Origin of the sequence: Burkholderia sp. AU18528, assembly GCF_002223215.2 — a bacterium.
GTDB lineage: Bacteria > Pseudomonadota > Gammaproteobacteria > Burkholderiales > Burkholderiaceae > Burkholderia > Burkholderia semiarida.
In genome coordinates this window covers 160,228-185,458 of sequence record NZ_NKFC02000008.1, presented here as the reverse complement: position 1 = coordinate 185,458, position 25,231 = coordinate 160,228, and the positions used below count along the sequence as shown (strand labels likewise).

Annotated in this window: 21 protein-coding genes; 10 read left to right on the top strand and 11 right to left on the bottom strand. The window is 65.6% G+C overall.

The genetic code is table 11. The annotated features are described in order from the left end of the window. The first annotated feature begins 1,628 nt into the window (after positions 1-1,628). Positions 1,629-1,862: a hypothetical protein gene (locus CFB52_RS34460; protein ID WP_144029779.1), complete on the top strand. Its 234-nt coding sequence runs from the start codon at positions 1,629-1,631 to the stop codon at positions 1,860-1,862. A gap of 127 nt (positions 1,863-1,989) precedes the next feature. Beyond that, positions 1,990-3,306 (top strand): replication initiation protein, encoded by a 1,317-nt coding sequence (locus CFB52_RS30360; protein WP_059579547.1) that lies wholly within the window; start codon positions 1,990-1,992, stop codon positions 3,304-3,306. 96 nt (positions 3,307-3,402) lie between these two features. On the opposite strand, the gene CFB52_RS30355 is transcribed toward CFB52_RS30360, so the two are convergent. The 4 genes from CFB52_RS30355 to CFB52_RS30340 all read right to left on the bottom strand — a co-directional run bounded on the left by CFB52_RS30355 (position 3,403) and on the right by CFB52_RS30340 (position 9,011). Next, complete coding sequence (locus tag CFB52_RS30355) at positions 3,403-4,434, bottom strand: ParB/RepB/Spo0J family partition protein (protein WP_099318294.1); 1,032 nt, start codon at positions 4,432-4,434, stop codon at positions 3,403-3,405. Further along, positions 4,427-5,122, bottom strand: a complete 696-nt coding sequence (locus CFB52_RS30350; protein ID WP_006497839.1) for a ParA family protein — start codon at positions 5,120-5,122, stop codon at positions 4,427-4,429. Before CFB52_RS30350 ends, CFB52_RS30355 begins: the two co-directional genes overlap by 8 nt. A gap of 1,614 nt (positions 5,123-6,736) precedes the next feature. Further along, positions 6,737-7,753 carry an AraC family transcriptional regulator gene (locus CFB52_RS30345; RefSeq protein ID WP_099318293.1) on the bottom strand — a complete coding sequence of 339 codons (1,017 nt, stop codon included), beginning with the start codon at positions 7,751-7,753 and terminating at the stop codon, positions 6,737-6,739. Between the two features lie 133 nt (positions 7,754-7,886). After that, a complete protein-coding gene (locus CFB52_RS30340; protein WP_099318292.1) occupies positions 7,887-9,011 on the bottom strand; it encodes an MBL fold metallo-hydrolase in 1,125 nt (374 codons plus the stop codon). An 83-nt stretch (positions 9,012-9,094) separates the two neighbouring features. Here CFB52_RS30340 and CFB52_RS30335 point away from each other — a divergent pair, with 83 nt between their 5' ends. Both CFB52_RS30335 and CFB52_RS30330 read left to right on the top strand, forming a co-directional pair. Further along, positions 9,095-9,748, top strand: a complete 654-nt coding sequence (locus CFB52_RS30335; RefSeq protein WP_059579536.1) for a TetR/AcrR family transcriptional regulator — start codon at positions 9,095-9,097, stop codon at positions 9,746-9,748. Positions 9,749-9,937: 189 nt separating this feature from the next. Continuing rightward, on the top strand, positions 9,938-10,429 hold the full coding sequence (locus CFB52_RS30330; protein ID WP_059579532.1) for a flavodoxin family protein: 492 nt from the start codon (positions 9,938-9,940) through the stop codon (positions 10,427-10,429). 107 nt (positions 10,430-10,536) lie between these two features. Here CFB52_RS30330 and CFB52_RS30325 read toward each other — a convergent pair whose 3' ends face one another. Next, positions 10,537-11,121, bottom strand: a complete 585-nt coding sequence (locus CFB52_RS30325; RefSeq protein WP_059898153.1) for a DUF2889 domain-containing protein — start codon at positions 11,119-11,121, stop codon at positions 10,537-10,539. 621 nt (positions 11,122-11,742) lie between these two features. Here CFB52_RS30325 and CFB52_RS30320 point away from each other — a divergent pair. Further along, positions 11,743-12,420: a ProQ/FinO family protein gene (locus CFB52_RS30320; protein ID WP_059579526.1), complete on the top strand. Its 678-nt coding sequence runs from the start codon at positions 11,743-11,745 to the stop codon at positions 12,418-12,420. Positions 12,421-12,900: 480 nt separating this feature from the next. Further along, on the top strand, positions 12,901-13,962 hold the full coding sequence (locus CFB52_RS30315; RefSeq protein WP_059579523.1) for a DMT family transporter: 1,062 nt from the start codon (positions 12,901-12,903) through the stop codon (positions 13,960-13,962). A 243-nt stretch (positions 13,963-14,205) separates the two neighbouring features. On the opposite strand, the gene CFB52_RS30310 is transcribed toward CFB52_RS30315, so the two are convergent. The 6 genes from CFB52_RS30310 to CFB52_RS30285 form a co-directional block, all read right to left on the bottom strand. Next, the gene (locus CFB52_RS30310) at positions 14,206-14,631 is read right to left on the bottom strand and encodes a molybdopterin-binding protein (RefSeq protein ID WP_059579522.1); all 426 of its coding nucleotides are present in this window, start codon (positions 14,629-14,631) and stop codon (positions 14,206-14,208) included. A 184-nt stretch (positions 14,632-14,815) separates the two neighbouring features. Then, entirely contained in the window at positions 14,816-16,303 is a 1,488-nt protein-coding gene (locus tag CFB52_RS30305) for an efflux transporter outer membrane subunit (protein WP_059579520.1), read from the bottom strand. Then, positions 16,300-17,250 carry an HlyD family secretion protein gene (locus tag CFB52_RS30300; RefSeq protein WP_059579517.1) on the bottom strand — a complete coding sequence of 317 codons (951 nt, stop codon included), beginning with the start codon at positions 17,248-17,250 and terminating at the stop codon, positions 16,300-16,302. Before CFB52_RS30300 ends, CFB52_RS30305 begins: the two co-directional genes overlap by 4 nt. Position 17,251: 1 nt before the next feature. Continuing rightward, entirely contained in the window at positions 17,252-17,464 is a 213-nt protein-coding gene (locus CFB52_RS30295) for a DUF1656 domain-containing protein (RefSeq protein ID WP_006481008.1), read from the bottom strand. Positions 17,465-17,498: 34 nt separating this feature from the next. Next, a complete protein-coding gene (locus tag CFB52_RS30290) occupies positions 17,499-19,622 on the bottom strand; it encodes an FUSC family protein (protein WP_059579515.1) in 2,124 nt (707 codons plus the stop codon). Continuing rightward, positions 19,619-20,098 carry a MarR family winged helix-turn-helix transcriptional regulator gene (locus CFB52_RS30285; RefSeq protein ID WP_059579512.1) on the bottom strand — a complete coding sequence of 160 codons (480 nt, stop codon included), beginning with the start codon at positions 20,096-20,098 and terminating at the stop codon, positions 19,619-19,621. Before CFB52_RS30285 ends, CFB52_RS30290 begins: the two co-directional genes overlap by 4 nt. A 415-nt stretch (positions 20,099-20,513) precedes the next feature. Here CFB52_RS30285 and CFB52_RS30280 point away from each other — a divergent pair, with 415 nt between their 5' ends. From CFB52_RS30280 to doeA, 4 genes are all read left to right on the top strand, one after another. Continuing rightward, on the top strand, positions 20,514-21,926 hold the full coding sequence (locus tag CFB52_RS30280; RefSeq protein WP_059579509.1) for a PLP-dependent aminotransferase family protein: 1,413 nt from the start codon (positions 20,514-20,516) through the stop codon (positions 21,924-21,926). A 107-nt stretch (positions 21,927-22,033) separates the two neighbouring features. Beyond that, positions 22,034-23,005 (top strand): hydroxyectoine utilization dehydratase EutB, encoded by a 972-nt coding sequence (gene eutB / locus CFB52_RS30275; RefSeq protein ID WP_059579506.1) that lies wholly within the window; start codon positions 22,034-22,036, stop codon positions 23,003-23,005. Between the two features lies 1 nt (position 23,006). Further along, on the top strand, positions 23,007-24,011 hold the full coding sequence (locus tag CFB52_RS30270; protein ID WP_099318291.1) for a cyclodeaminase: 1,005 nt from the start codon (positions 23,007-23,009) through the stop codon (positions 24,009-24,011). Positions 24,012-24,021: 10 nt separating this feature from the next. Next, positions 24,022-25,230 (top strand): ectoine hydrolase DoeA, encoded by a 1,209-nt coding sequence (gene doeA, locus CFB52_RS30265; protein WP_099318290.1) that lies wholly within the window; start codon positions 24,022-24,024, stop codon positions 25,228-25,230. The last annotated feature ends 1 nt before the right edge of the window (position 25,231 follow it).

Below are 25,231 nucleotides of genomic sequence, written 5' to 3'. Positions count from 1 at the left end.
CTTCGCGGCATCGTGATGCAGAAAGTACCTGTGGAGGTAAGACGCTTCGTCGATCGGCAGGTCTGACGGGAAAGGTGGGGTTGCGTGAACGGCGGAGACGTCGGTCCGACTGATTGCAGGAATGCACGGGAACCCGATATGAACGAGCAGCGCTTGTCGGGTAAATGCGCTCATGGCGGTGGAGACTTGTCCGTTCGGGCGACCGTGCGTGTCGACGCGTCGGGCGCAGCGCATGGATGCCGATCGTTTCTGATTGCTCCCATCAATGGTTCCTTATCTGCACGGAGCGGCGATCCGCACAGCCTGCTTATACCTGTGCTCCGCCCGATCGGTGAGCTTTTACGGGATTCCAGGTTCTTTGGAAGGTGAGCAGGTTCGGGAGCAGTGGGCCAATTCGATTGCGGTGAGCTTCGGCATCGATGAAGTGTTCACATTCGCTCGGGTGCTCTCGATGAGTTCCGTCGAGATCGTCCCAGGCACGGGGAATCCGTGCGCGGCATTTTGGCGCCGGGCCCGGGTTCATGCCGTGGCACGAGTCTTTCCCTGCCTGTGACGGGTCCCGCACGGTGCCCGGCTCCAAAGGTAGAAAAACGGACGGGACGCACGGAAGAAAAGCGGTCCGGCACCGGTCCCTCCCGCACAGTCCACAGGCTAAATTTGGCGAGTGGCGTCCCATGCGCGCGACAAAAAACTTGTCCACGGACGAGGCAGCACGAGGACAAAAAACCACGCGCGTGGCGGTGCAGGATGATTTCGAACTGCTGTGGGGAAGAGTGACGGCATCCGTTCCGCCGCTCCAGCGCACATGGCGGGCTGCCACGGGACAGGTTTCGGGGTCCCATAAACGGGAACCTCTCTGCCGAATCCGAGGATTTCTTCCCATAAGTTTCTACGTTTCGAGGTTTGTGAGTGGGCGCTTACCTCCTCGGAATGCATTGTCAGGCCTGGAGCCTCCCAGAAACGGCGCCTTGAACAGGACCGAGCGGCGTGGACCGAGTGGTTGAAGGGCCTCGCGTCCCACAGACGGCTCCCATTGGTAGCGGTTTATGGGGTTTGTTTTTTTGTGCAAGCACACGTGTGTTTACATCTTTGGTAAACCACGTTTACTTCTTTAACTACTTTTAGACGGCTCACAGCCTTATCTGGAAAGGGTTTGAGCCGTGTTCGGTACCCATTTATGGGACCACAGGTGGAAGGGTTTGGGGTTTCAGGTCTGTGGATTTGGGGTTTGGGGTACCGCGTTGTGGGGAATCAGGGTTGTGGATATGGGGCGAACGTATCCGGTTATGGGAAATCGACCATCCATCTCGTTGGGTAGCCGTCTATGGGAACACGTGAAGGTAGCTTTTTATGGGGTTCTTTTCTCGGCCGGTAGTCGGATATGTGCACGGCAATTTCCTTCGGGTAGCCGGTTATGGGGAATCGCGAAGGTACCCGTTTATGGGAGCCCTTCGGAGTCAATTCTCTGTCTAGCGCCCGCAGGTTCCACGAAGCCTTCCCATAGACAGGGCCGATACCGTACACAGGTTACCTTTTATGGGGAAACGGAGTGGTTGCCATTTATGGGAGCGTTTTCCACCTTCGGGACAAACAGCAAGACTATCGAGGATGCTGACAGGTACCCTCCTATGGGAATCGATGAAGGTAGCAAGTTATGGGAGAAAACAGCGGCGGTGCTGCGGGGCACCACGAATCGTCCCGACGATCTCGATTCCGCTCATTTGCCCCCATGGATGGCTACCTTCGTCGTGGCAAATCTTGTGCCGGGTTTGCCGGTGCCGACAGGAAAGGTAGCGGCTTTTGGGAGGAATTTTGATCAAAAGGTAGACGGATATGGGGCTCTGCACAAGTCTATCAATTAAAATTTTTCCTTTGTTATCTGATGCTTAAGAAGGATAGTGAAAGTGATGCTGGAGCAAGGGCGTTGCTCCGCCGCGCGAAAAGGTATAAAGTCCGCTCTCAATAAGGCAACCTTACCCGGACACCACGATGCCGCGCAAGCCCGCAAGCAAAGGCTCAGACAAACAGGTTTCGCTGTTTCAGACACCCGAGCCACCCGACTTGCTGCGCAAGGCGGTCCAGGCGATTCATATCGCGCCGAAGTCGGGAAAGATCGGCCTGCAGCAGCGCAAGATGTTCAGCTCGCTGATCAAGAACGCGCTTCGGCAGGAGGCGTTCGAGCCGGGTCGGACCAGTTTCTCGATCTCGATCGCGTCGCTGTCGCACGAGAGCGGGCTGAACAGCAACAACACGAAGTACGTGAAGGACACGGTCAACTCGCTGATCAGCACCGTCGTCAACTGGGACTACCTGGCCGCGGACCGTTCGACGGTCTGGAAAGCGTCAGGCCTGCTCGCCGGCGCCGAACTCGAGCAATCGGTGCTGAAGTACAGCTTCTCCGACCAGATTCGCAGCGAACTGCTCAACCCCGAGATCTACGCGCTGATCGATATGCGGATCGCTCGCGAGTTCCGGCGGTCGCACTCGCTTGCGCTATGGGAAAACACGGTGCGCTACGAAGGGATCGGCATCACCGCGAAGATCCCTCTGCCGAAATTCCGTGACCTGATTCTCGGCCAGGACAAGGCGTCTCAGTCGTACAAGGAGTACAAGCTGTTCAAGAGCAAGGTGCTGGTGCCGTGCATTCAAGAGGTGAACGAAGTATCGGACCACACGCTCGAGCTGATCGAACACAAATCCGGCCGCAGCGTGGAAGCCGTGCAGTTCAAGGTAACGCGCAAGCAGAGCACCGATACGGTCGAAGAAGGCGACGTCAAGAATGAAGCGCTGGTCGAGGAAGTCGCGAAGTTCGGCATTCCGCGCTCGGAAGCGCGCCGGCTGATCACGCAATACGGCGTGCAGCGCATCAAGGCGGCGATCGCCTATACGCTCAATCGAACCACGAAGAAGAATGCGGCGCCGGTCGACAACGTCGCCGCGTATTTCCGCAAGGCGCTGACGCACGGTTACACGCTGGCCGACGGGCAGGGAACCGAAGCGGCCGCACCGGCGAAGGAATCCGCGCAGAGCAAGCAGGAACAGATTCGCGACAAGTATCTGGCGGCGAAGGTCGAGGAAGCCGGCGCGTATTTCCGCGAGCTGGAGATCGACGACCAGACCAAGCTGATCGAGCGTTACAACGAGACGGTGGCGGGTTCGAAGGACCTGACGCTGTCGCCGAAGAAGAAGGCGAGCAAGCTTGCGCAGACGAGCTTCTTCCGATGGCTGGCGCTCGATACGTGGGGCGAGCCTACCTCGGACGACCTGCTGGAATTCCTGCTGAAAAGCAGCCTCGCGGGCAACTGAACGAGGCCCCGCCGTCGTGCGCGCCGTGCACCGGACCGTGTTGCGGTCCGGCTTCGCGACGCAGCGCGCGGAGCGAGGCCTTTTGCCGGGGGCGCGTTACTTTGGCGTGGCCGCCGCCAGAGCGGCGACGTACGCGTCGATGACGGTCTTGAGCTTGTCGGCGAGCGCTTCCTGGTGGGATGCGTCGACGCCCTTGAGCTGCAGATCCAGGCGCCCGTCCGGATAAGTCTTCAACTGGCCGATCGCGCGCGATTCGAGCGCAAAATCATGACGAACGCTGTAGCGCGTGCGGCCGGCCTTCTTGGCGCCGTCGCTCTGCGCACGCAGGAAATTCTCGAGATCGCGGACGGATTTCTTCCGCTCGATCACGGCCGTCAGCAGCCGGTCGGCCGTCGCCTCGCCCAGGCGTTCGAAGATCAGCTTCAGGAAGTACGCGGCCTGCAGGCCGACCACGTCGTTGGCACTGGCCATCCGCTCCAGCAGCGTGTTCGGCAGCGCGTTCAGCGACAGCGTCTTGCTGATCGACGCCTTGTCCTTGCCGATTTTCTCCGCCAGCGTGTTCTGGTCGGCAAAGACCTTCTCGTCGAGGAGACGTTTCCACGCGACCGCATCGTCGAAGATCGTCTGGCGTTCGTGGTCGTGGTTCGCCCGATACGCGATCGTATAGAGCTGCTCGGGCGTGTGATCCGTGCGGAACGTCGCATTGATCGTCTCGTCGCCGTTGATGCTCGTCGCGCGCAGTCGGCGTTGCCCGTCGATCACGACGAGCTTGCCGGGAAACTCGGGGAGCCGTGTGACCTTGATCGGCTCGATCTGCCCTTCCCGTTTCAAGGTCAAGGCAAGCTCGTGCAGGCTCGATTCCGAGTAGAACACGCGCGGGTTGAACGGGTTCGGGATGCAGTCCTTCACCAGCACCTTCTGCGGCGCGCCCAGATCGGTCGTACCGGCGGGCGTGGTCGCGGCCGGGGTACCGGCGGGCGCGGCTTCGGCGACGGCAACCGGTGCGGCCGCCGGCTCGGGCAGCCGCGTTTCGAGCGCCGCATTTTCCTGCGCGAGTCCGCGCAACAGGCCGGCCGCCAGATGCAGGTTGCCGGTCGGCTTCTTGTCTTTCGAGGTGTCCTTAGCCATGGGCGGCTCCGGTAGCGCGCGTCGACGCGATGTATTGGGCCATTTCCGTGACCAGCTTTTCGATTTCCGCGCGGGCTTCCTTCAGGCCCTTCAGGTATCGATTGTGGTGATGGATCGTGGTGCCGAGCGCGAACGTCTGACGATAGACCTCGCGTTGCGCGATCTGGCTGTCGAGCAGATGCTCCCCTATTTCTTCTGCCCTTAAAATTTTTAAAATTTCTTCACGCATTTTAGTTTTTCCATTAACGCTATTCAGCATTAATGCGGAAGAAAGTTGAGGATTTCGAACGGCGCGCATCGACTCGATCATGCGGATCATCGCGACGGTGCTGTACAGATCGGCCGGTGACGGCGAAAGCGGCACCAGGCAGAAATCCGCCACTTCGAGGACGGAGGCGATACGAGGGTCTTCGAGGTTGCCGGGACAGTCGACGACGATCACGTCGAAGTTCGCGTCCTGCTTCTTGATCTCGCCGCCGATGCCGCGGCCGGCGGGAGCCAGCGAAAGCACCGTCATCGGCAGCGTGTTTTCGCCGCTCGTGACCCACCGGACGGAAGTGCCCTGAGGGTCGGCATCGATCAACGCAACCTTGTTGCCACCGGCTTCGAACGCAGCCGCGATGTTGACGGAGATGGTCGTCTTTCCCGTCCCACCTTTTTGATTACTGACGGCGATCTTGAAAGCCATTAAATTCCTCCAAGGAGTTTTGCGTAATATATGCAGTTATTTGCAGAATGTCCAGAAATGCGTTCAATATCACGAACGTTTTATTGATCGCTGTGGTTGTTACGTGACAAATAGGCCGAACGGCCAGGCGTTGCTAAACCATCGATTCGTAAAAAACACGCCATTACGGTTGCAAAAAAGAACGCCGAAGTGAAAAACTGGATTTTTCTTTGGCGCCATAACGAATTCGGTTGGGCGAAGGCCGGGTGCCTCATCGTGCTTTGGTTTCACTCGAAACTTGATACGACTTCGTGCCGTTGATAGACGCTGATCGGCGCGGTCGCGCGGGCGTCGTCGTTGGCATCGCGAAAACAACCGGTTGTCACGTGACAAGTTGCCGGATATCGACTCTTCTCGGCATGTACGGTGCGCGGAGGCCTTCGATGCGATTACGACGTTGGCCGCGACGAAATCACTTCAATACATCTACTGATGCGCAGCCTGTGGTTACGCATGCTTATGCGGCAGCGGGGTGAGTTGTCACGTGACAAACAGCGCAAAACGGCCTCGAAGATACCTTGACATCGTCAAGGGACAGTTGACATTGGACGATGCTACGCGGCCTAAGAGACATATTGCTCGGGAAGACAGGCGTGGACCATAGATTCCGGTTCGTCAACGAAACCGTGAAGCGGAAGGTGAGTTGTCACGTGACAACCGGAAGCAGAGCCCGGAAGTTCGAGCCACAGGAAACCGTGGGAAGTAAAGAGTCCCGTTGCCATTTCAACGGGACAGTTGGAGGTGGCGACCCCGACTTGATCGGCTGGCCTCCCGGCTCCTTATGTCGCACGTACTAGCGCAATACCGGCGAGCGACTGCTGAGGCGTACCCAGATATCATAGTGAGCTTGATGTGTCCCCATTTATTAAGAGGCATGCAGCTTTGCATGGCCTCTGGTAGTCGCCGATAGGGCGGGGCGTGCTTCGAGGCATGCGCCCCCACTGAAGGGCTCAACCCATCTGGAATCACCGGGCGTATGCACCGCAATTCATGCCGAATTCGTGCGTCGAATGCCTGGGACGAGTCCAAACGGGTCAGGTCGTGAAACATTCTGCGAAAATCGACGCTGGCTGGAAACCCTTATGTGGCAACGACTTGCGCTACCTTCTTCACGTTGTTTCACGAAAAATGAGTGCGTTGATGCTCGAAAATAGGGGCGCATACCTTTTTCGAGCACCCATCGCGAACGCAGGGAAGATCGCCGTCAAATTCGTCATTTTTTATACGTAATTTGTAGTGTTTGATACGACCCGAGATGAGCTATGCACCGTAGGTCCTCGCTATGCGGGCGAGTCCGCGCCTGCTGAGTCACGTGCCGCCCATTCGCTGCACGGTACACCGCCATTTTGCGTCAGTTGTCACGTGACAACGCATGTGTGGGGCGCGATTTACGGAGTCACGGAGCATTACGAGAAGAAGCCGGCGTCGGAAATGTGCGGGAGGAGTCCCGAGCGTGGTCGGTACAACGTAGTCTTCGGAACAGCGTGAGCCCAATCGACGTCGTATGCGAGAACCTAATCCCGCACGTTATGAATGCCGTCAAAGTCGGCACATATCGACGGCCACCCGTCGCGCTCAATAACTCGCGACGACAGACAAAGCGACATCCGCTCTCCCTCGCAGGCTGTCGATATCCCTACGGGGAGAATTACCGAACAGCCGACTATATTCGCGGTTGAATTGAGTCGGGCTCGCATACCCGACCGTGAATGCTGCCGACGCAGCATCGAGCCGCTCCGCCAGCATCAGCCGGCGAGCCTCGTTCAGCCGTATCCATTTCTGATACTGCAGCGGACTCATGCCGGTGAGTTGACGGAAGTGGTGGTGGAAGGTCGAACTGCTCATCTGGACCTGTGCCGCGAGATCATCGACGCGCAACGACTCGTCATAGTGAGCACGCAACCACCGGATCGCGCGTGACACGCGGTTGCACTGGCTGCCGGTGGAGGCGATCTGGCGCAGGCGGGCGCCTTGGTCACTCGTCAGCAGCCGATAATAGATTTCCCGCTCGATGTACGGTGCGAGAACGGCAATGGCGTTCGGGTCGTCCAGCAGCGCGACTAACCGGTTGAGCGCGTCGTACAGCGGTTCAGTCATGTCGCCGACGACGAGTCCGCGGCCTGCTGGTACATCGTCGTGAACCGGCGCGACTTGCATCATCAGTTCGGCCATCACGCGGAAATCCAGCTTCAGGCCGAGCCCCAGAAACGGTTTGCCGGGGCTGGCCTCGATGATTTGCGTCGAACCGGGCAGATCGAGAGATGTAATCAGAAAGCGATCGGCGTCGTAGAGGTACGCATCCCCGCACTGCATGACCCGCTTCGCGCCCTGAACGACGAGGCCGAAGCTCGGCTCGACCATGCACTCCATCGGCTGCGTCGGCGCTTCCCGTCGATGAAAGCTCAGATTGGGAATGGCCGTGTTGAGATGATCGACACCATCGGTCCATCTCGCGACGCGCTCCGCGAGCATCTGTCGCAGTTCGTTCTCGCGGCCGCGGCCGGTTGAACGGTGGCTTGCCTGGTCGAGCGCCGCGATGGTGGCGGCGTCGTCTCGTTGGGCGGGCAGGTATCGGACGGGTACTGGATGCATCTTCTCTATTGAGGTAATCGGGTCGACGGGCTGGCAGTCGACGTGCAGGGGCGGCTGGCAACGAGTGCACCGCCCGGAATCGCGGATAGGTCCGACGGCCCGCTTCCGGAAGGCACGTGCCGGGACTGGCGAACTACTTCGTCGCCTCCGACGCGCAAAGCTGCCAGCGTCGAGATTTCGCCGCCGGCGCTGCCGCGCGCTCGTCGACCGTGCGCCACCAGCGTTCGCCACGATGCGGGGCATCGAGATCGACGCGTTCGCCCATCCTCGGTGTCGACAGCTCGATGCCGCGCACGAGCGCCAGCGCCGTGACGCGCTCGAACGGTTCCTGCCAGCGATGCATCGCGAGGTCGAACGTGCCGTTGTGGATCGGGATCAGCCAGCGTCCGCGCAAATCGATGTGCGCCTGCACGGTTTCTTCCGGTTGCATGTGCACGTACGGCCATTGCGCATCATAGGCGCCCGTTTCGATCAGCGTGACGTCGAACGGCCCCAGGCGCTCGCCGATCTCGCGGAAGCCGTCGAAATAGCCGGTATCGCCGCTGAAGAACAGGCGCAGATCGTCGTCGACGATCACCCACGACGCCCACAGCGTACTGTTGCCGTCGAACAGGCTGCGCCCGGAGAAGTGCTGGGCGGGGGCCGCCGTCAGCGTCAGGCCCGCTACGTCGATGCTTTGCCACCAGTCGAGCTGGCGGACCTTGGTCGCGTCGATACCCCATTCGATCAGCCGATCGCCGACACCGAGCGTCGTCACGAACACGCCGGTGGTTGCAGCCAGCGCGAGCACCGTGTCGCGGTCGAGGTGATCGTAGTGATCGTGCGACAGGATCACGCCGCGCAGCGGCGGAAGATCTTCCAGCGCGATCGGCGGTGCATGAAAGCGCTTCGGACCGATGCGCCGGAACGGCGATGCGCGCTCCGCAAACACCGGATCGGTCAGCCAGAATTCGCCGCGCAGCTTCAGCAACAGCGTCGAATGGCCGAGGCGGTACAGGCTGCGATCGGGCGCCGCGTCGAGTTCGGCGCGGGTCAGCGAATCGACGGGCAGCGCGCCGGCGGGCACGGTGTGGCGCGGCTTGTTGACCAGCATGTTCCACGCGATCCCCAGCGTCTTGCCCAATCCTTCGGCAGGGCGCGGTGCGACATTGGCAAAGCGCTCGCCATTGTGCTGCGGCGAACCGCCGGACAGCGTCCGGCCACGCCGGGCGGCCGCGAAACCCAGCACGCGGTGAATCAAAACGAGAGGCGATGCCATGTCGGTTCATCCGGAGAATAAAGTACACCGAGCAGTGTAGTTTATTTTCGAGATAAGTAAACTGCCCGGTGTAAAATTTCCGTATGGATACCAGTACTCCCCCCCAGCGTCTGACCGACCGCAAGCGCGCGGCGATCGTCGATGCGGCAATCGAGGAATTTCTTGCGGCGGGCTACGATGCGACGAGCATGGATCGCATCGCTGCACGCGCGGGCGTGTCGAAACGCACCGTCTACAACCACTTTCCGGGCAAGGAGACGCTGTTCGCTGCAATCCTGAACAAGCTGTGGGATGCGACCCGGACCGGCAATTCGCCGACCTATCGCGCCGACGTGCCGTTGCGCGCGCAACTGCTTGCGCTGCTCGACCGCAAATTGCGATTGATGAACGACGAGGCCTTTCTCGCGCTCGCGCGCGTCGCGATCGGCGCGGCCATCCATTCGCCGGAACGGGCCCGCGACATGGTCGAACGCCTCGGCGAGCGTGAGGAAGACGTCACGGTGTGGGTGCGGGCGGCGGCTGCGGCCGGCCGTCTGGCGGTGACCGATCCGGTGTTCGCCGCGCATCAGTTGCATGGCGCCGTGAAGGCGTTCGCGTTCTGGCCGCAGATCACGATGGGGCAGCCGCCGCTGACGGCGCAGGAGCAACAGAAAGTCGCGGAGTCGGCTGCCGACATGTTCCTCGCGTACTACGCGCGCCCGGACGACGGCGCCGTGTCGCGTCGCACGCAAGACTGAACGCGCATCCGAAAGCATCCGCAGGCGCGGTCAAATCGACGTCGTGGCCGATGCACGCGCCGACGGGGCGTCGGCCGAACCGCCGATCCGGGCAACCGACGCAACATGGCGCCCGCATGTGACGGCCGCGCGGCCGGCCGAAACAGCGATATCGTCGACGCATCCGAAGCCGAACGTGAGCATCTATCCATGAAGACGCTGTTGATCGTCTATCACACGATGACCGGGGGCACGCAGCAGATGGCCGAAGCGGCTGCCGATGCGGCTCGCGCGCAGCCTGGCGTCGACGTCAGGTTGCAGCGCGCGGACGCGACGAACGCAGACGACGTGCTGGCCGCCGACGCGTACCTGTTCGCGACGCCCGAGAATCTTGCGGCGATGTCCGGGCTGATGAAGGACTTTTTCGATCGCTGCTATTACGCGGCGCTCGATCGCGTGAATGGCCGTCCGTATGCGGCGATGATCTGCGCCGGAAGCGATGGGCAGAACGCATTGCGCCAGATCGACCGGATCGCGACCGGGTGGCGGCTGAAGAGCGTCGCGCCCGGCCTGATCGTCTGCACGCATGCGCAGACGCCGGAGCGTATTCTCGCGACGAAGACGATCGGCAGCGACGAGCTTGCGCGCTGCGCCGAACTGGGTGCGGGGCTTGCCGCGGGGCTCGTGCTGGGGGTTTTCTGACGACGGATGCGGCGGTGCAGATCTGCCGTATCGGCACAGGTCGGATCGGCTCCATTCGCGCAATACCGATTCCGCAAACAACGCCGAATCGGCCGAATGCCAAGGCTTCAACTGTCCTTTGTGGTTGCCGCGGATCGATGGTATTCGGGCCAAAGACGTTTCACGAGATCGCGCGACGCGCCGTATGCGTAGCAACTGTCGATCTTGAGCGGCTTTCCTTCACTGTCACGGTAATCGAGCGACGAGCGCCGCATGCCGACCATCGTCTGATAGGCCGTCGTGGCGATCGGCCCGAGCAATTCCTTCAGGTGCGTGCACGTGTCGCAGGACGGCAGGCGCTTGCGCACCTCGCTGTTCCAGCCGGCGCCGATGTTCAACCCGATGAGCGCCTGCAGCGAGTCGCCGCCGCCCGGACACTGCGCATACGGATGCGAACGGATGAACGTCGATACGGCGCGCACGACCATGTCGATGTCGAAGACCAGTGTCACGCCCAGATCATGGAGCGGCGTCAGCGCCGCGACCGTCCGTGTGCCGCCAGGCGGCGTGAAATCGCTGGTCTTGCGGTCCGCGAGGCACGCCGTCACTTCGAACAGGCCATCGCTGCGCCGATATCCGCGCATGTCGATCTGCCGATGGTGAATCTCCTCGCGCGTGATGCCGTCGTGCGGCGTGTCGTCTTGGGAAACCATGCATTCGCTCCATCTCGTGTCGCCGGGCCTTTTCGCAGGCGACGGGATCGCGCCCGGCCGATCGGGCGCGCGGTGAAAAGCACGCGCGCCCTGCCGCCAACGAAGTTGCCTTGGCCATACTACGCACTTTCCGATATCTTCGTCCGCGCCACGATCGATGCGGACGCAACGAGTCGTACAGCGATGCCGGCGCAAACGAGGCGCGGCGTGCGGCGCGATGTCCGAAGGCGACGCAACGCGCCGCGGTTCGACATCCGTCACGCGGAACACCGTTCATCGCATGTCGCCCCGGCCCCGATTTCCGGTAGTGGCCTCTAATGGCGTGACATCCGGAAACGTATCCATATAATGCGCAACACGACCGCGCGGACGCATTTCCGGCACCCTGGATCGGGCAAATGCGGACCGGCGAGTCAGCCGGCTGTCCCGCGTACCGGTATACTTCCACTCCTGCCTTGTCCGGCATCGAGGCCGGGTGCCTGAAAACAGAGTGACGTGCGCGATGCGGCCCCGTAGTGTTCCGCACCGGCGGCAGACCGGCCGCACGCATGGCGGCGAAGCTTGCAAGCCGCGCGGCAGGGCCGCACGAACCACACCTTATATTCCTGGTGGATTGAATTTATGGGTTTTGAACAACTTGCCGAATTGCGGGCGCAGCTCGCAGCGAAGGCCAAGCAGGAGCGCAACGCGAAGCGGCCGACAGCGCCGACGGACGCCGGCGCGAAGCCGAAGTCCGGCGACCGGCCGTCTCGCGGCGCCAAGCCGGGCGCCGCCGCCCAGGCGCAGCATCGGGCGAAGCCTGCTTCGGCGAAGCCGTCGGCCCCGGTCGATCCGGTCATCGTCGCAATCGGCAAACTGCAGCGGAAGTTTCCGCGCGCATTCCCGAAGAATCCGGCCCCCAAAGTACCGCTCAAGGTCGGCATCTGGGACGATCTCGCACGCGAGGCGCAGGCCATCGGTCTCAACGAAGCCGAACTGCGCGAAGCGATGTCGACGTGGTGCCGCGGCAACCGCTACTGGTCGTGCCTTGTCGAGGACGCGGTGCGCGTCGACCTGCAGGGCAACGAAGCCGGGCGCGTGACGCACGACGACGCGGCGCGGGCGCGCCGGCTGAAGGCTCGCCGTCCGGGCAAGGGCGCGGCACAATCGGCCAAGGGTGCGCCGCAGCAGCCGAAGGCCGAGCAGCAGGCCGAGGGCGCTGCCGCGCCGCAGCCGGCGCAAGCCGAAGTGGAAGCGGAAGCGAAGGTGCAGAACGACGCCGCGCCGCAGGTCGAACAGCAAACGGCCAGCAACGACTAATCGGCATCGCGCCGCGGCTCGTTGCACCGCACATGCCAACATGCCCGTCGCATGCGGCGCATGACACGACAGACCGGCCTGCCTGGACCGAGGCAGGCCGGGACTCCCTCCACCGGCGTCCGATCTGCCGGTACGCAACTCTCTCACGTTGAACGAGCCACACGACCGGACAACGAACGTCCGTCGAACGTCGCCGCATGCGCGATGCACCGCCTTTTTCATATCCCCGCGTAGACGGTTTGCACAGCCGAGCAAATTGCAGCTTCAGTCATATATTTCGGTTTCCGAATTGATAGACGGGAAACGTCGATTTCCGTGCGTGCGGTCCCATCCGGCCGTCGTGACATGATGGCGCGCGATAATTGCGATTGGATCGTCCGTTTACGGCCGCTCGGCGCGTGCATGCGGCTTGCATCCCGAAAGATAACCGATGCCGGCTGATGCGAAGCCGGGCTCTTCAACGTCAATTCAAACCGGATCATGAACCCGAGACATTCCGCGATTTTCGTCGCGCTCGCCGCCGCCACGCTGTTCGGCGCCGCGACACCGCTCGCCAAGGCGCTGATCGGCGCGATGTCGCCGTTCATGGTCGCAGGCCTTTTCTATCTGGGCAGTGGCGTCGGGCTCGGCATCGGAATCCTGTTGCACGGCTGGTACGGCCGTCGCGCGCCAACCGCGGATGCCGCACCGCTGCAGCGCGCGGACCTGCGTTGGCTGGCCGGCGCGATCGCGGCGGGCGGCGTGGCCGGCCCGGCTTTGCTGATGCTCGGGCTGTCGACCACGCCGGCGGCGACGAGCGCGTTGCTGCTCAATCTCGAAGGCGTGCTGACGGCTGTGATCGCGTGGGTCGTGTTCCGCGAGAACGTGGATACGCAGGTGTTCGTCGGCATGGTGGCGATCGTCGCCGGCGGCGCGCTGTTGTCGTGGACACCGGGCCGCGCCGGTGTGCCGGTCGGTGCGCTGCTGATCGTCGGCGCATGCCTGTGCTGGGCGATCGACAACAACCTGACCCGCAAGGTGGCCGCGAACGACGCGATGGTGATCGCGTGCCTGAAAGGGCTGATCGCGGGGCCGGTGAACATCGGCATCGCGCTGGCGACCGGCGCGACGCTGCCCGCGATACCGGTCACGGCGGCGGCGATGCTGACGGGGCTCGGCGGCTACGGGATCAGCCTCGTGCTGTTCGTCGTCGCGCTGCGTCATCTCGGCAGCGCGCGCACCGGCGCGTACTTTTCGATCGCACCGCTGTTCGGGGTCGTGCTGTCGCTGCTGATCTGGCCGGCACTGCCGCCCGCGACGTTCTGGATCGCGGCCGCGCTGATGGCGCTCGGCATCTGGCTGCATGTGCGCGAACGGCACGAACACACGCATGCGCACGAGCGGCTCGAGCATACGCATCGGCATCGGCACGACGACCATCACCAACACACGCACGACTTCCCGTATGACGGCGACGAACCGCACACGCATCCGCACGTGCATCTGCCGATCGCGCACAGCCACGCGCATTTTCCGGACATTCATCACCGGCATCGGCATTGACCGCGTCGTGAGCGACGCGCGCCGGGGGGCGCAAGGTGACCGTTTATGGGAAGCGCGGAAAGCCGGTCATTGGTCGGCCATGGCGGTTGCCGGCATGTTGCAGAAGCATGCGCCGGCATGCGCGTGCCGCGAGCCGCGCGCGGCCGGATCAGGTTGGAAGCGCGGAACGCGCGCCGGCAACCCGCCCGCGGTTTGACGGGCATGCGCGGCGCACAATGAATCGCCATCGCGATCGTCACGCGATCACTCGACGCCGACGATCACGCTCGATGCCTTGAAGATCGCGGATGCGGCGGCGCCGCTCGCGAGGCCGAGACGATCGACGCTGTCGTTGGTGACGATCGCGATGATCTCCGCGCCGCTCGTGACCTTGATCACGACCTCCGAATTGACCGCGCCCTTCGCGACCGACGCGACGGTGCCCGCGACGCAGTTGCGGGCCGACACCTTGCTGCTGTCGACGCCGACCATCACGATGACCGACGACGCCTTGACGAGTGCGAACGCGTTCGTGCCGACCGCGAGGCCCAGCGACGCCGCGCTGCCGTGGGTGATCACGGCGACGATCTCGAGGCCGTCCTGCGTGCGCAGCGTGATTTCGTCGTTGACGGCGCCGGGTTTGACGGCGCTGATCTGGCCGGCGAACTGGTTGCGGGCGCTGGTTCGCATGATGACTCTCCGGGTGGGTGCCGCGGCCGGGCCGGCAGCGGCGGCAGATGAATGGAAGTGCATCGGCGAGTGTACCGTCAACGCGGGGCGCGGCGCGCTGCGGATGCCACGGCGCGAACCGGCGAAAACTCGCGGCCACCGCGTGTACCGTCATACCTGCGTGACGGGGCCGACGGCGCTGGCGCTACGGCGCTGACGGGCCGCTCGCAGGTGTCGCGGCGCGGGAGCCGGTGCCTGTCGCGCCGTCGCTCTCCCAACCTCCGCCGAGCGCGAGGAAGAGCCGCACCTGGTCGGCCGCGACCTGACCTTCGGCCGCCGCGACCTGCGCCCGCACGCTCGTCAACGTGCGCGTCGCGTCGAGATCGGAGATGAACGACTCGCGGCCCGCCGCATAGAGACGATGGGTTTCGTCGGCGGAATTGCGGGCCGATTCGTACGCTGTGCGCAGCGCATCGGTGCGCTGCACGTCGGCCGCGTAGGTCGCGAGGCTCGACTGCGTTTCGCGCAGCGCATTCAGCACGACGCCGTCGAAGTGCGCGAGCGCGCCACCCGTCGCGGCTTCGGCTTCGCGCACGCGCGCACGCTGGCCGTTGACGGGGAACGACCAGCTGATCAGCGGTCCGAACGACCAGCGATTCGTGGTGGATGAAAACAGGTCGGCGGCGACGCCGACGGAGCCGGCCGATGCACCGATGCTGACCGACGGGTACAGCGCGGCGGTCGCCACGCCGATCCGGGCGGTCGCGGCGGCGAGTTGCCGCTCGGCTTCGCGTACGTCGGGGCGGCGGCGCAGCAACGCGGCGCCGTCGCCGATCGGAATCGGCTGACGCAGCTTCGGCAGGCGCTCGCATTCGGTGACGGCTTTCGGCAGGTCGGCCGGCGCGCGCGCGAGCAGCGCGGCGAGCTGGTACTGCGCGATCTTGCGGCGGCCTTCGAAGCGCGGGATGTCGGCGGCGAGCGTGCGTACCTGCGTCACGCCGCGCGTCACGTCGGTCTGGTTGCCGCGTCCTGCATCTCGCAGCCGCTGCGACAGCGCGACGCGTTGCTGCTGCAGCGCGAGCGACCGCTTCGCGATCGCCAGTTCGTCGCCGGCCGAGCATGCTTCGACGTAGGCGCGCACGACGTCGGCCACGACCGTGATGCGCGCGAGGTCGCCGGCCGCCTTGACGGCCTCGCTGTCCGCGCGCGCGGCTTCGACACCGCGCCGCAGCTTGCCGAACAGGTCGAGCTCGTACGACACGTTGATGCCGACCATACCTTCGTTGACGACCGGCAGCTTGTTTTCGAGCAGGTACTGCTCGGCCGATTCCTGCGCGCGCTGCACGGCCGCTTCCGCCCCGCCCGAGAATCCGCCCTGTTCATTCGCGGCCACCAGGGCCGCGCGCGAGCGCGCGAGGTTCGCGGCGGCGACGCGCAGGTCGGTGTTCGACTTCAGCGCATCGCGCACGAGCCCGTCGAGCACCGGGTCGTCGTACAGTTGCCACCAGTTGCCGGGCACCGCGTCGCGCGACACCAGCGCGCCGTTCGCGTCGTCGAGCGCGTGATTCGCGAGCGGCGCATTGACGTACGCCTGCTGCGGCAGCGTGTAGTCGGGGCCGACCGACTTGCATGCACTGAGTGCAAGCGCCAGGGGCGCGAGCGTCGCCGCGACGCGCAGGGCATGCCGCTTCATTGCGATGCTCCCGCCGCGCCGGATGCCGCGGGCGCCGTGCCGGCACCGGCCGTCGGCTTCGCGTCGGCGTTGCGGCGCGCGTCGGCGCCGCGCATCGATACGGTCGCGGTGCGGCCCGCGATCATCCGGAAATCGTCCGGCACCTCGTCGAGCACGACGCGCACCGGCACGCGCTGCGCGAGCCGCACCCAGCTGAATGCCGGGTTCACGTTCGGCAGCAGGTTCGCGCCCTGCGTGCGGTCGCGATCCTCGATCGCGGCGACGATGCTCTGCACGTGGCCGCGCAGCGCATGCGGCTCGCCCATCACGATGATGTCGACCGGCTGGCCGATATGGATGCCGCGCAGCTTGGTTTCCTCGAAGTAGCCGTCGACGCGGAACGAATGGCGATCGACGACCGACAGCACCGCGCGGCCGGCCGGCACGTATTCGCCGACGCGCGGCGCGCGGTCGTTCAGGTAGCCGTCCACGGGACTGACGATCGTCGTGCGCTGCAGGTTCAGCTTCGCGGTGTCGAGCGACACCTGCGCATCGGCGACGCCGGCTTCGCCCTGCTCGACGCGCGTGCGGCTTTCCTCGACCTGTTCGCTCGCGACCAGGTTGCCGAGCTGCAGGTTGCGCGCGTATTCGCGCTTCGCCTGCGCCAGCGTCGCGCGGCGCTGCGCGAGTGTCGCTTCGGCGAGCCGCTCCGCGAGCGCGTAGCGCGCCTGGTCGATCACGAACAGCACCTGGCCGCGCTTGACCTCCTGGTTGTCGGCAACCTGCACCGACGTGATGAGACCGGACACGTCCGGCGCGACCTGGATCACGTCGGCGCGCACGTGCCCGTCGCGCGTCCACGGCGAGAACATGTAGTAGTTGATGATGCGCCACAGCACGAGGCCGGCCACGACGACGACGATCAGGGTGAGCAGGACTTGCCCTGCCGAGAGCCAGGATTTTTTCACGTTAGGTAGCCACGAGTTGGTGGGACACGATCACGACGGCGGCCAGCACGAACACGTAGATGCCGAGGTCGAAGATCGAACGGTGCCAGACGAGGCGGTAGAAGCCGACGCGCTCGAGCACCGCGCGCACGACGATGTTGATCAGGTAGGCGATCAGCATCAGCACGAGCGGGGCCGGCACGAACACGCCGAAGATATCGATTTCGCCGATCATGATCGCGCTCGGAAGGACAGGGTGGAAAGCCGGTTCATGCGTGCGCTCCGTCCGGCGCCTGCGGCGGTTGTGCGGTCGCGGCCGGATACAGCGACAGGCGCAGCCCGACGAGCGCGTGCAGCGTGTCGCGCAGCCGGCGGTGCGCGGCTGGTACGGCGGGCGAGGCGGCGCCGTCGCCCGGCGCGGCGCCCGGCAGGGTGCTGCCGGCCACACGCCGCAGCGCGTCGTCGATCGTCGCGAGCAGCGCGGGCGGCACGGGCTGGCGCGCGTTCGCGGCCGCGCAGCGCGCGTAGTGATCGGTGACGCCGGCCAGCACGCGATCGATCGCGTCGGGTACGTCGCCCGACAGCCGGCGGCGCGAGCGGCGCAGGTCGAGCGCGTTCAGCGCGATGCGCAGGTCGCGGAAGCTTTCGATCGACGGGTGGCGGTGATCGTCGGACGCGCCGAGGCGCGGCAGCAGTTGCGTGACGCGATCGAGCATCCGCGACGCGTGGTTGCGCTGGTCGTCGAGCGGCTGCGTCGACGCGGAGCGCGCGACGTCCTCCCAGCCCGAGCGCAGCAGGCGCCGCACCGCGAGTTCCGCGCCGAACGGGCGCGTCGCGCGCGTCCACACGTACGCGAACAGCAGCCCGGCGACGCCCGCGAGGTTGCTGTTCAGGAACACGAAGAAATCGGCTTCGTACGCGCTCTGGATGCTGATGAAGGTAGCCGTGTTCACGGCGACGAGCATCGTCACCATGTTGAACTGCGGGCGTGGCAGCAGCGTGCCGATCAGGATGAACGGGCCCGCGAACATCAGCACGAGCATCGCGAAATCGTGCACGTGCGGCAGCACGACGAACAGGTACAGGCCGGCGAACACGACGCTCGCGGCGGTCGACAGGAAGAACTTGAACACCAGCGGCGCCGGCTCGTCGAGCGCGGCGAAGAAACTGCACGACACGGCCACGAGCGTGACGGCGGCTGCGCCGTCGTGCCAGCCGGACGAGATCCACAGCCAGCACGCGAACACGATCGCGAACACGACGGTCAGCGTCGAGAACAGCATCATCCCGCGATCGAAGAAGCGCTCGGTGCCGCCGAGCCGCCAGTGCCGGTAGCGCGGCTGCCACACGCCCGACTCGTTCGCGATCAGCGCACGCAGCGAGCGGCAGTCCTGCCAGATGTCGATGACCTGGCGCAGCCGCCACAGCGCATTCGACAGCAGCGCGCCGTCCCAGCTCGCCAGCGCGCTGGCGGGCGGCTGCAGCGCGGCGATGCGCGCGCGCAGGTCGTCCGCGACCGGATCGTGCGCCATGTCGCCGTCGGTGCCGGTCTTCACGGCCGGCAGCGGCGCGTCGAACCACTTCGCGGCGTCGGCCAGCAGCGCGTCGAGCGCGGGCGGGCGCACGTGCAGGTCGCGCATCAGCGCGACCAGCGGATCGGCGAGCGACGACATCAGCGGCAGGAACAACTGCATCCGGCCCGCGAGCGCCTGCGCCCGCGCGAGCAGGCGCGGATGCGCATGGTCGTAGCCCAGCTGGCTCAGCAGGAACTCGAGGCCGGTTATGGTCGCGGCGAGCCGCTGCCGGCACGCGGACAGCGCCTTGCCGGCCAGATGCCCGGACAGCGTTTCGCGGCCGTAGAACGCGGCGTCCTTGAACCACGCGTCGGTGCGCTCGATCAGCGTCGGCGCGAGCCGGTTCGGAAACACGGTGCTGCCGACCACGCTCGCGCAGACGATGCCGAGCACGATTTCCTCGGTGCGCGCGATCGCGACGTCGAATATCGTGGACGGGTCGGTGACGGTCGGCAGCGCGACCAGCGGCATCGTATAGCCGGCGAGCATGAAGACGTAGCTGCGCGCGGTGCGATCGGAGATCGCCAGGTACAGCAGCGTGCCGCACCAGGTCGCGACGATGATGCTGAACAGGAGCGGCGTCTCGACGAACGGCGGCACGAAGAAGATCGCGGCGGCCGCGCCGAGCGCGGTGCCGAGCGCGCGGTACAGCGCTTTCGAGCGCGTCGCGCCGACGAATGGGTTCGACACGATGTACACGCTCGCCATCGCCCAGTACGGGCGCGGCAACTGGAAATACAGGCCGAGGTACAGCGCCAGCATCGATGCGGCGAACGTCTTGCCCGAGAACAGCCAGTCGCGGAGGCTCGGATAGGTCATGACGCGGAATCGGCGGAGTGGGACGGGGGCGAAGCCCCAGGGGGCGCGTCGGCTGCGTTGAATGCGTTCAGTACGCGCAGCGTGGCTTCGAGATCGGCGCGCGACACGCCTTTGAGCACCTGTGCACGCAGCGCGCGCAGGTCTTCCTCCATCTTCGCGGTGACTGCGCGGCCGGCGGCCGTCAGCGAGATCGTCTTCGCGCGGCGGTCGTGCGGATCCTCGTCGCGGCGCGCGAGGCCGGCCGCGCACAGCTGGTCGAGCAGGCGCACGAGCGACGGCCCTTCGATGCCGACGTGTTCGGCGAGCGTACCTTGCCGCACGCCTTCGCCGAGGCGCCCGGCGATCAGGAGCGGCGTCGCGCAGGCCTCGGACACGTTGTACGCGGTCAGCACGCCGTCGCTGGTGCGGCGCCACTTGCGCGCGGTGAGCACGAGCAGGCTGCTGACGGCGAGGCGGAGATCGTGCAGATTGGTCATGGGCGAGATGATAGGGGCAAAAAGATTCGATAGCAAACTATCGTATTTGCCAACCGGATGACACATCGCAGGCGGCACGGCCGGCCTACCTGAAGCAATCCAGGCGGCGTGCCGGCCGTGGTCAAGCAAGGCTGGCGACCGCGAACCCGCATGTCCGGCGCGGCGACCATATCGAATAGTCGGAACGAGAACTGTCCGGCAACACGAAGTACGCCCGCGCGTGCCGCATTCCGCGCCGCCGCCCCGACATTCGTCCGATCAATTGAAGAGCCGGGCGCGTACGCATGCCGGGCACGCCGCTTGCGCGGCCCGTTTCGACCCGCAACGTCCTGCTTTCGCGCGCGATTGCACTAGGACAATATTTTCAGGGTGTCTTTCTGAGCGACCATGCGGAAGCCATGACGGAGACATCGAGATGGGACGGACCGAGGTATCGGCAGGCTGGCGCGACGCGATCGGCGCCGTGCACGGCATCGAGTCGAAATACAAGCGGCTCGTGAAGGCGATCGCCGGCGACATCGAGACCGGCGCGCTCGCGCCGGGCGCACGGCTCGCGCCGCAGCGCGACGTCGCGTCGAGCCTCGGCGTCAGCGTGCAGACCGTCACCAACGCGTACAAGGAGCTGGAGCGCCAGGGGCTGATCCGCTGCGAGGTCGGCCGCGGCAGCTTCGTGGCCGCGCGCGTGACCGAATCGATGTCGAACTACATCCTCGATACGACCGAGCGCGAACTGGTCGACTTCTCGATCGCCCGCATCGTCCACACGCCGGAGCACGATGCCGCGTGGCGCAGCGTGTGCGCGGCGCTGGCGGGCGCCGACGATCAGCCGTGGATCCGGTCGTTCCGGCCGATCGCCGGCCTCGATGCGCATCGCGACGCCGGCGCCGCGTGGCTCGCGTCGCTGAACATGCCCGTGCACCGCGAATCGCTGCTGGTTACGAACGGCGCGGCGCACGGGATCTTTCTCGCGCTCGCGTCGATCGTCGGGCCGGGCGATACCGTGTTGTGCGAGAGCCTGACCGATCACGGCGTGATCGGCTCCGCGAACGTGCTCGGCTTTACGCTGAAAGGGCTCGAGATGGACGAGCACGGCATCCGTCCCGAACATTTCGAGGAGATGTGCGACGGCGAGCGGATCAGCGCGCTCGTCTGCACGCCGACCCTCAATAACCCGACCGTGTCGATGATGACCGAGTCGCGGCGGCGGTCGATCGCGCGCATCGCGACGCGCTACGGCGTGTACGTGATCGAGGACGACGTGTATGGTCCGCTGCCCGAGAAGACGGCCACGCCGATCGCCAGCCTGATTCCGGAGCTCGGCTTCTACTGCACGAGCATGACGAAATCGGTGCTGACGGGCTTACGCACCGGCTATCTCGCGATGCCGCGGCGGCTCGCGTTGCGCGTCGAGAGCGTGCTGCGCGTGAGCAGCTGGATGGCGACGTCGCCGATCGCGGAAATCGCGACGCGCTGGATCGCCGACGGCACCGCGCGGCGGCTCGTCGAACTGCAGCGCCAGCGGCTCGCCGTGCGTCAGGCGATGGTGAGGGCCGCGCTGGGGCCGTATGTGCTGGGCGCGCATCCCAATGCGGTTTCGGCATGGCTGCGCGTGCCCGACTACTGGCAGGCCGAGCGGATCGTGCGCGAATTGCGCACGCGCAAGATCGCGGTGACGTCGCCCGATCCGTTTCTGGTTGGCGGCACGGAGCGGCCGAACGCGGTGCGCGTGTGCATCGGCGCCGAAACCACCGATGCCGCGTGCAACGCTGCGCTCGAGACGATCGCGGGCGTGTTCGAGCAGTATCCGCACCTGAACGATTTCCACTGAACCGGCGGCGGCGCCGCAACGTCGCGCGCAATGTATCAGGACATTCGAAAGCGCGATTTGGAACATTAGACTGGATCGCATCACATTCGTCGCGAGGCGTGCGTTCCATGTCCTTCCTGTCGCTGTCCGACGTCTACCGCGCGCGCCGCCGCCTCGCCGGGCGCGCAGATGGTACGCCGCTCGTTGCATCCGCCGCGCTGTCCGCGCGCGTTGGCGCACCGGTCTACCTGAAGCTCGAAACGCTGCAGCCGACCGGCAGCTTCAAGCTGCGCGGCGCGACCAACGTGCTCGCGGAACTCGCGGCGCAGCGCGTGACGCGCGTGGTCACCGCGTCGACGGGCAATCACGGTCGCGCGCTCGCGTACGCGGCGCGCGCGCTCGGCATCGACGCGGCCGTCTGCATGTCGTCGCTCGTGCCGGCCAACAAGGTCGATGCGGTCGCGGCGCTCGGCGCGCGCGTGGTGATCGTCGGCGACAGCCAGGACGACGCGCAGGCCGAAGCAAGGCGCCTGGTATGCGACGAAGGCTATGCGTACGTGCCGCCGTTCGACGATCCGCGCATCATCGCGGGCCAGGCGACGATCGGCGTCGAGATTCTCGAGGCGCTGCCCGATACGGCGACGCTCGTCGTGCCGCTGTCGGGCGGCGGCCTGTTCAGCGGGGTCGCGTTTGCCGCGAAGGCGATCCGGCCGGCGGTCGAGGCGATCGGCGTATCGATGGCGCGCGGCGCCGCGATGCATGCGAGCCTCGCGGCCGGCCGCCCGGTCGACGTCGCCGAGCAGCCGACGCTGGCCGATTCGCTCGGCGGCGGCATCGGCCTCGACAACCGCTACACGTTCGACATGACGCGCGCGCTGGCCGACGACGTCGTGCTGCTCGACGAGCCGTCGATCGCGCGCGGCATCGCGCATGCGTATCGGGAAGAACGGCTCGTCGTCGAAGGCGCCGGCGCGGTCGGCCTCGCCGCGTTGCTGGATGAACGGATCGCGCGCCGCGATCGCGGCGGCCCGATCGTGGTCGTCGTGAGCGGCGCGAACATCGACATGGCCGCGCATCGCCGGCTCGTTTCGGAGAACTGACATGACCCGTCCCGTCACGTTGCTCGGCCAGGCGCAACTGCGCGCGCTGGTGCCGCTCGATCTGGCCGCGATTGACCAGATCGAGGCCGCGTTCGCGTCGCTGGCGACCGACGCCGTCGTGATGCCGCCGATCCTGAATCTCCCGCTGCCGGAGCGCCATGCCGAAGTGGACGTCAAGACCGCTTACCTGCCACGCTTCGACAGCTTCGCGATCAAGGTCAGCCCCGGCTTCTTCGACAACCCGTCGCTCGGGCTGCCGAGCCTGAACGGGTTGATGCTCGTGCTGTCCGCGCGCACCGGCCTGACCGAGGCCGTGCTGCTCGACAACGGCTACCTGACGGCCGTGCGCACCGCGGCGGCCGGCGCCGTGGCCGCGCGCCGGCTCGCGCGCGCCGATGCGCGCCGCGCGGCGATCGTCGGCGCGGGCGAGCAGGCCCGGTTGCAGCTCGACGCGCTGATGCTCGTGCGCGACATCACGCATGTAACGGTGTGGGCGCGCGATGCCGAGCGTGCCACGCGATTCGCGGCCGACGTGCGCGCCGCATACGGGATCGACGCGATCGTCGCGCGCTCGGTGCACGCGGCGCTCGCCGACGCCGACATCGCGGTGACGACCACGCCGAGCCGCGCGCCGCTCGTGCACGCGGAGGATCTGCATCCCGGGCTGCACGTGACGGCGATGGGTTCGGACGCCGACTACAAGACCGAACTCGCGCCGTCGGTGTTCGGCACCGCGCACTACTTCTGCGACCGGTTGCAGCAGACCCGCGTGGCCGGCGAACTCGCGCATGCGATCGCGGCCGGCGTGGCGCCGGCCGATGCCGTGTTCCCCGAACTCGGCGAAGTGATCGCCGGCCGCCGCGACGGCCGCACGCATCGCGACGACATCACGATCTGCGATCTGACCGGCACCGGCGCGCAGGACACCGCCATTGCCGTGCTTGCGCTGCAACGCGCCCGCGCGGCGGAAGTCGGCACGATTTTCCACAACGACCTCACGACCTGAGAGGAGACAGATGGCCGCAGTCATCGAAACCTACGAAGCCGCGCCGCGTCTCGCGTTCGATTGCAGCGAATACGCTGCGCGGATCGCGAAGACGCGCGCGGCGATGGAGCGGGCCGGCATCGACCTGCTGATCGTCACCGACCCGACCAACATGGGCTGGCTCACCGGCTATGACGGCTGGTCGTTCTACGTGCACCAGTGCGTGCTATTGGCGCTGGACGGCGAACCCGTGTGGTTCGGCCGCGGCCAGGACGCGAACGGCGCGAAGCGCACCGCGTTCATGGCGCACGAAAACATCGTCGGGTATCCAGATCATTACGTGCAGTCGACGGCCCGTCATCCGATGGACTACCTGTCCGCCGAAGTGATCGCGGCGCGCGGCTGGAGCACGCTGCGCATCGGCGTCGAGCTCGACAACTACTACTTCAGCGCGGCGGCGTACGCGTCGCTGCAGCGGCATCTGCCGGCCGCGCGCTGGGTCGATGCGACCGCGCTCGTGAACTGGCAGCGCGCGGTGAAGTCGCCGCGCGAGATCGAGTACATGCGCGTGGCCGCGCGCATCGTCGAGCGGATGCATGCGCACATCGTCGAGACGATCGAGCCCGGCATGAAGAAAAGCGACCTGGTCGCGCAGATCTATGCGACCGGCATCGGCGGCGCGGAGGGCTTTGGCGGCGACTATCCGGCGATCGTGCCGCTGCTGCCGACCGGCGCGGATGCCGCCGCGCCGCACCTGACGTGGGACGATTCGACGTTCGCGCGCGGCGCCGGCACGTTCTTCGAGATCGCCGGTTGCTACCGCCGCTATCACTGCCCGCTGTCGCGCACGGTCTACCTCGGCAAGCCGCCCGCGCACTTCATCGAAGGCGAGCGCGCGGTGGTCGAAGGGATCGAGGCCGGGCTCGCGGCCGCGAAGCCGGGCAACGTGTGCGAGGACGTCGCGAATGCGTTCTTCGCGGTGCTGCGCCGTGCGGGCATCGAGAAGGACAGCCGCTGCGGCTACCCGATCGGCGCGAGCTATCCGCCCGACTGGGGCGAGCGCACGATGAGCCTGCGTCCGGGCGACCGGACGGTGCTCGAACCCGGCATGACGTTCCATTTCATGCCGGGGCTGTGGCTCGACGACTGGGGGCTGGAGATCACGGAAAGCATCCTGATCACCGAGACCGGCGTCGAGACGTTCTGCAACGTGCCGCGCAAGCTGTTCGTGAAGGAGTAGG

Coding starts and splice junctions, on each gene's coding strand:
- CFB52_RS34460 (WP_144029779.1), top strand. CDS start 1,629: ATGGGAATCGATGAAGGTAGCAAGTTATGGGAGAAAACAGCGGCGGTG.
- CFB52_RS30360 (WP_059579547.1), top strand. CDS start 1,990: ATGCCGCGCAAGCCCGCAAGCAAAGGCTCAGACAAACAGGTTTCGCTG.
- CFB52_RS30355 (WP_099318294.1), bottom strand. CDS start 4,434: ATGGCTAAGGACACCTCGAAAGACAAGAAGCCGACCGGCAACCTGCAT.
- CFB52_RS30350 (WP_006497839.1), bottom strand. CDS start 5,122: ATGGCTTTCAAGATCGCCGTCAGTAATCAAAAAGGTGGGACGGGAAAG.
- CFB52_RS30345 (WP_099318293.1), bottom strand. CDS start 7,753: ATGCATCCAGTACCCGTCCGATACCTGCCCGCCCAACGAGACGACGCC.
- CFB52_RS30340 (WP_099318292.1), bottom strand. CDS start 9,011: ATGGCATCGCCTCTCGTTTTGATTCACCGCGTGCTGGGTTTCGCGGCC.
- CFB52_RS30335 (WP_059579536.1), top strand. CDS start 9,095: ATGGATACCAGTACTCCCCCCCAGCGTCTGACCGACCGCAAGCGCGCG.
- CFB52_RS30330 (WP_059579532.1), top strand. CDS start 9,938: ATGAAGACGCTGTTGATCGTCTATCACACGATGACCGGGGGCACGCAG.
- CFB52_RS30325 (WP_059898153.1), bottom strand. CDS start 11,121: ATGGTTTCCCAAGACGACACGCCGCACGACGGCATCACGCGCGAGGAG.
- CFB52_RS30320 (WP_059579526.1), top strand. CDS start 11,743: ATGGGTTTTGAACAACTTGCCGAATTGCGGGCGCAGCTCGCAGCGAAG.
- CFB52_RS30315 (WP_059579523.1), top strand. CDS start 12,901: ATGAACCCGAGACATTCCGCGATTTTCGTCGCGCTCGCCGCCGCCACG.
- CFB52_RS30310 (WP_059579522.1), bottom strand. CDS start 14,631: ATGCGAACCAGCGCCCGCAACCAGTTCGCCGGCCAGATCAGCGCCGTC.
- CFB52_RS30305 (WP_059579520.1), bottom strand. CDS start 16,303: ATGAAGCGGCATGCCCTGCGCGTCGCGGCGACGCTCGCGCCCCTGGCG.
- CFB52_RS30295 (WP_006481008.1), bottom strand. CDS start 17,464: ATGATCGGCGAAATCGATATCTTCGGCGTGTTCGTGCCGGCCCCGCTC.
- CFB52_RS30290 (WP_059579515.1), bottom strand. CDS start 19,622: ATGACCTATCCGAGCCTCCGCGACTGGCTGTTCTCGGGCAAGACGTTC.
- CFB52_RS30285 (WP_059579512.1), bottom strand. CDS start 20,098: ATGACCAATCTGCACGATCTCCGCCTCGCCGTCAGCAGCCTGCTCGTG.
- CFB52_RS30280 (WP_059579509.1), top strand. CDS start 20,514: ATGGGACGGACCGAGGTATCGGCAGGCTGGCGCGACGCGATCGGCGCC.
- eutB (WP_059579506.1), top strand. CDS start 22,034: ATGTCCTTCCTGTCGCTGTCCGACGTCTACCGCGCGCGCCGCCGCCTC.
- CFB52_RS30270 (WP_099318291.1), top strand. CDS start 23,007: ATGACCCGTCCCGTCACGTTGCTCGGCCAGGCGCAACTGCGCGCGCTG.
- doeA (WP_099318290.1), top strand. CDS start 24,022: ATGGCCGCAGTCATCGAAACCTACGAAGCCGCGCCGCGTCTCGCGTTC.